The organism is Deinococcus fonticola (assembly GCF_004634215.1).
Taxonomy (GTDB): domain Bacteria; phylum Deinococcota; class Deinococci; order Deinococcales; family Deinococcaceae; genus Deinococcus; species Deinococcus fonticola.
The window spans coordinates 1-7500 of the sequence record NZ_SMMH01000040.1 but is presented as its reverse complement, the minus strand read 5'-3'; the positions used below and the strand labels follow the sequence as shown (position 1 = coordinate 7500).

9 protein-coding genes (1 of these 9 only partly in view) are annotated in these 7500 nt (G+C 63.8%); 6 read left to right on the top strand and 3 right to left on the bottom strand.

The features are described 5' to 3' along the window. The 3 genes from E5Z01_RS16800 to E5Z01_RS16790 all read right to left on the bottom strand — a co-directional run. Positions 1-177 carry the 5' portion of an ABC transporter substrate-binding protein gene (locus tag E5Z01_RS16800; protein ID WP_205750506.1) on the bottom strand. The gene continues 867 nt to the left of window position 1, outside the view, so only the first 177 of its 1044 coding nucleotides appear in the window; its start codon is at positions 175-177; its stop codon lies off the left edge, out of view. Positions 178-203: 26 nt separating this feature from the next. Next, positions 204-770, bottom strand: a complete 567-nt coding sequence (locus E5Z01_RS16795) for a hypothetical protein (protein ID WP_135230413.1) — start codon at positions 768-770, stop codon at positions 204-206. A gap of 75 nt (positions 771-845) precedes the next feature. Next, positions 846-1418, bottom strand: a complete 573-nt coding sequence (locus E5Z01_RS16790; RefSeq protein ID WP_135230412.1) for a hypothetical protein — start codon at positions 1416-1418, stop codon at positions 846-848. Between the two features lie 103 nt (positions 1419-1521). Here E5Z01_RS16790 and E5Z01_RS16785 point away from each other — a divergent pair, with 103 nt between their 5' ends. The 6 genes from E5Z01_RS16785 to E5Z01_RS16760 all read left to right on the top strand — a co-directional run bounded on the left by E5Z01_RS16785 (position 1522) and on the right by E5Z01_RS16760 (position 7364). Further along, positions 1522-2196 (top strand): response regulator transcription factor, encoded by a 675-nt coding sequence (locus E5Z01_RS16785; protein WP_135230411.1) that lies wholly within the window; start codon positions 1522-1524, stop codon positions 2194-2196. Then, the gene (locus E5Z01_RS16780) at positions 2197-3642 is read left to right on the top strand and encodes a sensor histidine kinase (RefSeq protein ID WP_135230410.1); all 1446 of its coding nucleotides are present in this window, start codon (positions 2197-2199) and stop codon (positions 3640-3642) included. It abuts the gene before it with no gap. Positions 3643-3711: 69 nt separating this feature from the next. Next, complete coding sequence (locus E5Z01_RS16775) at positions 3712-4542, top strand: ion transporter (RefSeq protein WP_135230409.1); 831 nt, start codon at positions 3712-3714, stop codon at positions 4540-4542. A 10-nt stretch (positions 4543-4552) separates the two neighbouring features. Further along, positions 4553-5062 (top strand): DUF421 domain-containing protein, encoded by a 510-nt coding sequence (locus E5Z01_RS16770; RefSeq protein WP_135230408.1) that lies wholly within the window; start codon positions 4553-4555, stop codon positions 5060-5062. Positions 5063-5121: 59 nt separating this feature from the next. Next, positions 5122-6078, top strand: a complete 957-nt coding sequence (locus E5Z01_RS16765) for a mechanosensitive ion channel family protein (RefSeq protein ID WP_135230407.1) — start codon at positions 5122-5124, stop codon at positions 6076-6078. Next, a complete protein-coding gene (locus tag E5Z01_RS16760) occupies positions 6075-7364 on the top strand; it encodes a DUF2254 domain-containing protein (RefSeq protein ID WP_135230406.1) in 1290 nt (429 codons plus the stop codon). Before E5Z01_RS16765 ends, E5Z01_RS16760 begins: the two co-directional genes overlap by 4 nt. Positions 7365-7500: the final 136 nt, after the last annotated feature.

Below are 7500 nucleotides of genomic sequence, written 5' to 3'. Positions count from 1 at the left end.
GCGCATGACTTCGGTGATGAACTGTCCGCTCTCCCAGGTGATCTCGGCAAAACGCACGGTCTTGCCGCTCTGGCAGAAGGGAGAGGTGGTGGGCATGGGTGCGGCAGCCGTCGCGGGGCTGCCCACCGTCGTGAGGGCCGCTGTCAGGGCAGCGGCAGTAAGCATGGGTTTGATCATCAAAACTCCTTTCGGTACAGCCAGGTTCAGGCGGGGCGGGAAAGCTGACCGAGTAGGTCTAAGACCAGCGCAGCGTCCTCTTCCGGCATGGTCAGTTCACCCGCCGTGCATGACCACAGGCGACTACTGGTCAGGACGCCCCGGTCTCCAGGCGCGGGAAGCCAGGTCGGGCCGATCCGGTACTGGTGCAGTTCACCTGTGAACCTGTCCACGCAGGCGTCCCACAGGAAACCGATTTGCTTTCCGCCGGATGTGCGGACGCGCGACCCCAGTCGGGGCAGGGTGGTGGAGGAAAGGTGTCCGAGCAGGGTGGGCAGCTTGAAGGCGGGAACCACGTCGTCCGCCGACGCCACCCGCACCTCGCCCGGCGCGTAGCCAAGCGCGGCATCGAAGAGCAGCACCCGTGCCTGCCCATGAGTGTGCGGGGGTTCAGCCGCGCCCACGGGCTGCACTTGCAGGGCCACCACGCCGTGAGGTGGAAACATCACCAGTCCAGTCACGCGGGCCACCTGCCCCCCTTCATCCGTCCGCACCAATGCGCCCATCAGTTCACTGGCCCACACGGTGCTTTCAGAAGAGGTCTGGTCTGGCATGGCCTGAAGGTAGAAGGGGAACCGGGAGGGAAACTGGAGCGAACCTGAACGTCACCTGAAGCACCTGCACGGGGGTCAGGCCAGGTGACCGGTGTACGCCGTTGACCAGCGGGCCAGGGGCCGGGAAAGCCCCACGCTGAGGTTGAAGGTGGCGGATAATGCGCCCAGCAGTTCATCGGCGGCCAGGAGTTGTCCGTCCTCGAAGGCCAGTTGGCTCGCTTTCACACACAGGGAAGGCATGCTGGAAGCCTTTCTTGGCAGCAGGCCCAGTTCGTAACTGTCGATCTTCCCGGTTTGTGGGTTGAACCAAACATCATGCACAAACACCGTATCAGTGCGGCTCTGCGACTTCACCGTCAGTTTGTCCACCGGGGGATACGTTTCCGGTAACTTCTCCCAGACATTCAGCGCGGGGACACGCAACTCGTTCTGACCTACCCGCCTGAAATCCACTTCGCGCAGGGGAACGGCCACCACCTCGCCGTCCACCCTGGACGCGAGTTTCAGGTGAGTCACCTGCTTCCTGATGTGGTCGTAGATCAGCCCGGTCACCGTGCCAGCATTGGCCTGCCGGTGACTCAGGGGAAGGCCGCGCAGGCTGGTGGCCCGCAGAAATAAGCCCTGGGACGAATTTTCGGTTGTTCTCATGGGTCGACCGTAGGTGTTCAGGCTGGAAGAAACCTGTGCCCAACCTGAACGCAGGCTGGAGCGCACATTCCCGGAATTCCCGGCCTGGACTAAACTGAGGGATGTGACTCAGCGCATTCTCGTCATCGAGGACGATCCCAGCGTCCGTACTCTGCTGGAACGCGGGCTGGCCTACGAAGGGTATCTGGTCGAGGCCGCCGAAGACGGTGAGACTGGCCTGGAGATCGCCCGTGACCGCCCGGCGGATTTGATCGTGCTGGACGTGATGCTGCCCGGTATCGACGGCCTGGAGGTATTGCGCCGCCTGCGCAGCGTGGACGACGACCTGCCGGTGATCCTGCTGACGGCCCGCGACAGACCCGAGCATCAGGTGGAAGGGCTGGAAGCGGGGGCGGACGATTACGTCACCAAGCCTTTTTCTTTCGACGTGCTGCTGGCCCGCGTCCGCACGCAACTGCGCCGCCGCGATAAAATGCCGGAGGTGCTGCGTTTCGAGGACATCACCCTGGATGCCGCCACTCACACCGTGAAACGCGGTGAGCGCGACATCACCTTCACCGGACAGGAATTCCGGCTGATGCAGGCGTTCATGGAACAGCCCGAACGGGTGCAGAGTAAGTCCATGCTGCTCGACCGCGCTTGGGGCGTGGATTACCTGGGTGACCCGAATATCGTGGAAACGTACATCAAACTCCTGCGCCAGAAACTTGAAGCGGAAGGGGAATCGCGCGTGATCCATACCATCCGGGGCGTGGGCTACGTGCTACGGAGCGGATAAGTGAGTGTGCGCTGGCGGCTGAGCCTGTGGTACGGGCTGCTCTCGGCGCTGACGCTGATCATCCTGGGCTTCGTGGGGTACAGCTTTTCGGTCAGGCAGCAGTACCTGAACCTCGACCGGGTGCTGATCGGCAGTGCGCGGCTGGTGGAAACGGGCATTCGCGCCTCGGGGCGTTCTTACGCTTTGGAAACCGACACCTCTGGCCCCGCGAGGGACGGCATCGTGATGGTACTGCGCAGTTACTCCCTGGATGGAAAACTGGTGTCACGTTCCCCCAGTGATCCGGGGTTACCGCCCACCGACCCGCAGGCTCCGCTCACTGACCCGGCCAAGCCTGCCTATTACGCGGTGCTGCCTATTCCTTTCGGGGAGGTGGATGACCCCAGGGCGAATACTGCCTTCGGCACGCTGTCCGTCGAAGGGCAACGCTGGCGGCGCTACGTGATCGAGGTGAGCAGCGACGCCGGGAAGAGGCTGGGGTACGTCGAGGCCCTGACGCCACTGGGGTCACTGGACAACTCGGCCCGGCAACTGGCCCGCGTGCTGCTGACCGTCATGGGCCTGTCGGTGCTGGCGGTGTTCCTGTTCGGGTGGTGGCTGGCCGGGTCGGTGCTGCGCCCGGTGGAACGCATGATGGACGCCGCGCGGGGCATCACTCGCAGCCGCGACCTGGGGCAGCGCATCCCCACCGGGAAGAATCAGGACGAACTCAGTCGCCTGGCCCGCACCTTCAACGACATGCTGGGCAGCCTGCAATCCGCCTGGGATTCGCAGCAGCGTTTCGTGGGGGACGCCTCGCACGAACTGCGTGCGCCCCTGACGGTGCTGCGCGGGAACACCGAACTGCTGCGCCGCCACCCGCACCTGGACGCGCAGGAGCGCGAAACCATGCTCTCGGACATCGAGAAGGAAGCCTCGCGCATGAACCGCCTGGTGGACGACCTGCTGCTCCTGGCCCAGAGTGACGCGGGCAGCACCCTGAAACGCTCTCCCGTCGAGCTGCGGGGCATTGCTGCCGAGGCCATCCGGGATGCCCGCAGGCTCAGCGGCGACCACACCGTCATGCTGGACGCCCCCGACGAACCCTTCATGGTCTCCGGCGAGAAAGACCGCCTGCGGCAACTGCTGCTGATCCTGCTGGACAATGCTCTGAAGTACAGCCCGGCTGGCACGGGCGTGACCGTCAGCATCCGCAGAGAAGGCCCGCGCACCATCCTGAGCGTGCAAGATCAGGGCATCGGCATTCCCCAGGAAGCCCTGCCTCACATCTTCGAGCGCTTCTACCGGGTGGACAAGGCCCGCAGCCGCAAGGCCGGGGGGGTGGGGCTGGGACTCGCCATCGCTGAGTGGATCGCGGCGCAACTGGGCGGGAGGCTATGGGTCGAGCAGACCGGGCCGCAGGGGACGACCTTCTGCCTGGAACTTCAGACGGAAGGCGAGGGGTGAACGCCAGCAGGTCTTTTGATTCCTGTTCGGGTCACGGAAGGGGGTCATGAAGACCGGGGAGACTGGGGCATGACCGTTCCCCCGCCCAAGCAGCAGGAACTGCACGATGTCCGCTGGGAAACGCTACGTACCCTGGACGAACTGCTCGACGGCCCGCTGAACATCCTGGGGTTCGTGTGGCTGGCCCTGCTGGTGTGGGAATTGCTGGGGCCGGTGCCCGCCTGGACGAACACCCTGAGCAACGTCATCTGGGGCATCTTCATCGTGGATTTTGTGCTGTCACTGAGTCTCGCGCCGCATAAAGGGACGTATCTGAAACGCCACTGGCTCTCTGCGCTGAGCCTCGCCCTCCCGGCCCTGCGCTTCCTGCGCTTCTTCCGGGCGTTCCGGGGGGTGCGGGTCATGCAGGCGGCCAGGCTGACCCGTGGCACGCGCCTCTTCCAGATCCTGACACGCCTGAACCGGGGCCTGAAAACCCTGCAACGTACCCTGCGGCGGCGCAAATTCGGCTTCGTGATGCTGGCGACGCTGCTGGTCACCCTGGCGGGCGGGGCGGGCATGGCGTACTTCGAGGGTACAGGCGGGAACAACCCCGCAAACTACGCCGGGTGGGTGTACTGGACGGGCATGCTGCTGACCAGCCTGGGGCCGGAACACTGGCCGGTGACGGGCGAGGGACGCACCCTGACCTTCCTGCTGGGCCTGTACGGGTTCACGGTGTTCGGGTACATCACGGCGGCGCTCGCCAGCATGTTCGTCGGCGCGGATCAACGCCAGCCCGGCGATGACGACGAGATCAACAACGCGGCCCTGCTGCGCGAGTTAGAGGCCATCCGGGCCGAACTGGCTCAGATGAAGACGCAAGCCATCGCTCGCACAGGACCCGCCAACGACGCCTAGGAGGGCAGTGATGGACACAGTGACAGCGGCACTCATGGAACTTCTGACACCCGAGGGAGGCTGGCGGACGGAATTGCTGGCCCGCATCGTGCTGAGTACCTTGATCCTGTTTGGCTACGTGGTGCTGCTGGCCCGCACTTTCGGGTCACGCACCTTCGCGAGCTTCACCAGTTACGACTTCCTGACCAACGTGGCCGCCGGATCACTCGTCGCCAGCGCCATCCTCGGAAAAAGCATCGTGGAAGCGTCCCTCAGCCTGCTGGTGCTGGTCTTGTTGCAGTCCGGTGTCTCGGCCTGGAGTGCGCGTTCTGAGGCGGCGCAACGCCTCTTCGACAACGAACCCGTGATTCTGGTGGAAAACGGCGTGTTGCGCGAGGCCGCAATGAAAAATGCGCGGGTCTCTCCAGCCATTCTGGAACAGCACCTGCGCTCGGCTGGGCTGACTGACGTGAGCGGAGTCAAATTCGCGGTGCTGGAAACCGGCGGGAAAATCAGCGTGGTGAAGCTGGATAGCGCGTGAACGCGAGATGATCGCGCTCCAGAACGACTATTTTGACCTATCCACTACACTGGAGCATCATGACGCTTGAACTCACGCCGATTCTGACGCGGCTTCAGAACATGCTTCAGGGGTTCCTGACGGCCATCCCGAACATCCTGATCGGCCTGATCGTCTTCCTGCTGTTCGTGTTCATATCGAACCTGGTGCGCAACGCTGTTCATGCCATTGCCGAGCGGGCCGGGCAGCCGCGCGGGATTGCGCTGGTGTTCGGGCGCATCGCCTCGTGGGCGGTGCTGACCCTTGGACTCCTCGTTTCGCTGACCATCATTATCCCCACGCTCACGGCAGCGTCCCTTTTCGGCGCACTGGGTGTCAGCGGCGTCGCCATCGGGTTCGCGTTCAAGGACATCTTCCAGAACCTGCTGGCGGGCCTTCTGATCCTGATCACGCGGCCCTTCCGCATCGGGGATCAGATTGTCTCCGGCAACCACGAGGGCACCGTCGAGGACATTCAGGTGCGGGCCACCATGCTGCGCACCTACGACAACCGCCTGGTGGTCATTCCCAACAGCGAGCTGTACACCAACCGCGTCGTGGTGAACACTGCGCTGGATAAACGCCGTCTGAGCGTGAACATCGGCATCGGGTACGGGGACGACATCGCGCACGCCAAAGAAGTGATTCTGCGCGAACTGGCGCAGATCGACACGGTGCTGAAAGACCCCGCCCCGCAGGTGCTGGTGAAGGAACTGGGCGACTTCAGCGTGAACCTGGACGTGCGCTTCTGGATCGACCCGCCTATCCGCCGCGAGGCCAACGAGGCGCAAGACCGCGTGCTGGAGACATTGAAGAAGGCGCTGCCCGCACAGGGCATCGATCTGCCCTTCCCGACCCAGCAGGTGCTGTTCCACAACCAGACTGAAGAAACCGACGGTGACCGCACCCGCCAGCGTGAGGGCTGGCCCGCCGGGGCAACTCCGCCGCGTTCCCGCCGTCAGGCTGAGGCTGACCAACAGGAGCGCAGGAAAGCGTGAAGAGATGGCGGTTCCGGTTGCGGGAGTGGACGCAGCAGTTCTGGTTCCTGCCCGCCGTGTTCACCGTGGTGGCCCTGGTGCTGGCCGAACTGGGCATTTTCGCCGAGGAACGCTACGGCGTGCCAGATAGCCTGAACTTCATCTATTCGGGCGGAGAAACCGGGGCCAGAACGCTGCTGGGCGCGGTGGCTGGAAGCGCTATAGGCGTGGCCGGGACGGTCTTCTCCATCACCATCGCCGCGCTCTCCTATGCAGCAGGCAACATGGGGCCACGGCTGCTGGACAACTTCACACGTGACCGGGGCAATCAGGTGGTGCTGGGCACCTTCATCGCCACCTTCGCTTTCACCCTGTATTCCCTGCGAGCCGTGCAGGGCGGTGAGGAAAACCCGTTCGTGCCGCACTACAACGTAACCGGGGCCATGCTGCTGGCCCTGGCCTGTATTGCCGCACTGGTCTACTACCTGGCGCACGTGACGGCCAGTATCAACATGACCCGCGTCATCACCCTGTTGCGCGACGATTTGCAGGACTCGCTGGAAAAAGCCACCCACCAGCGTGAGGATTCGCAGGGCAAACGCCAGCCACCTCCTGAAAACTACTGGCAGAACGGCGAAGTCCTCCGTGCACCAAGAGGCGGCTACCTGCAACTGGTGGACGTGGAAGAGCTAATCAAACTGGCCGACCGCGAGGACGTGGCCCTGCGCCTGCACGTCAAACCGGGCGATTACGTGTTCACCAATTCCGTGATCGTGACCGCCATCCCCCACCTGCCGGATGGAGTCATGGACACCCTGACACTGGGCCGCACCCGCCTCCAGGGCCAGGATCTGGAGTACAGCGTGCGGCAACTCACCGAGGTGGCCTCCCGCGCCCTGAGTCCCGGCGTGAACGATCCCGTGACCGCCATCGACGTGATCGACCGTTTCGGGGACGCCCTGTGCCGCCTGCATGACCGCAGCTGGCCGGACGGTGTTCACTTCAGCGGCGATCACCTGCGGCTGGTCAGGCCCGTCACGACCTTCGGCGGCCTGCTGGACAGCATGTTTCACATGATCCGCCAGTACGGCAAGGGCAGCCCCGCTGTGACCATCAGGATGCTGGAAGTGCTTCGCAGTATTGCAGCCTGCATGGATGACCCGGCGAGACATGCCGAGTTGCGCCGCCATGCGGAGATGATCTACGCAGACGCCCTGGAGAACACACCGAATGACAATGACCGGGCCGACTTGAAAGATCGGTACGAAGGGGTGCTGAACATTGTTCAGCGTCCAGCCAGCCAATGAAACACATGAAACGGCGATTAGGGGTTGACAACGAAGGGCGGAGGTGCGAAGCGTAAGTTGTAGGCGGCAACGATGAGGGCCACCTTCAAGCGTAAGGCCGTCCAGGTTTTCACCTGCCCCCAACGCAATCCGCGCC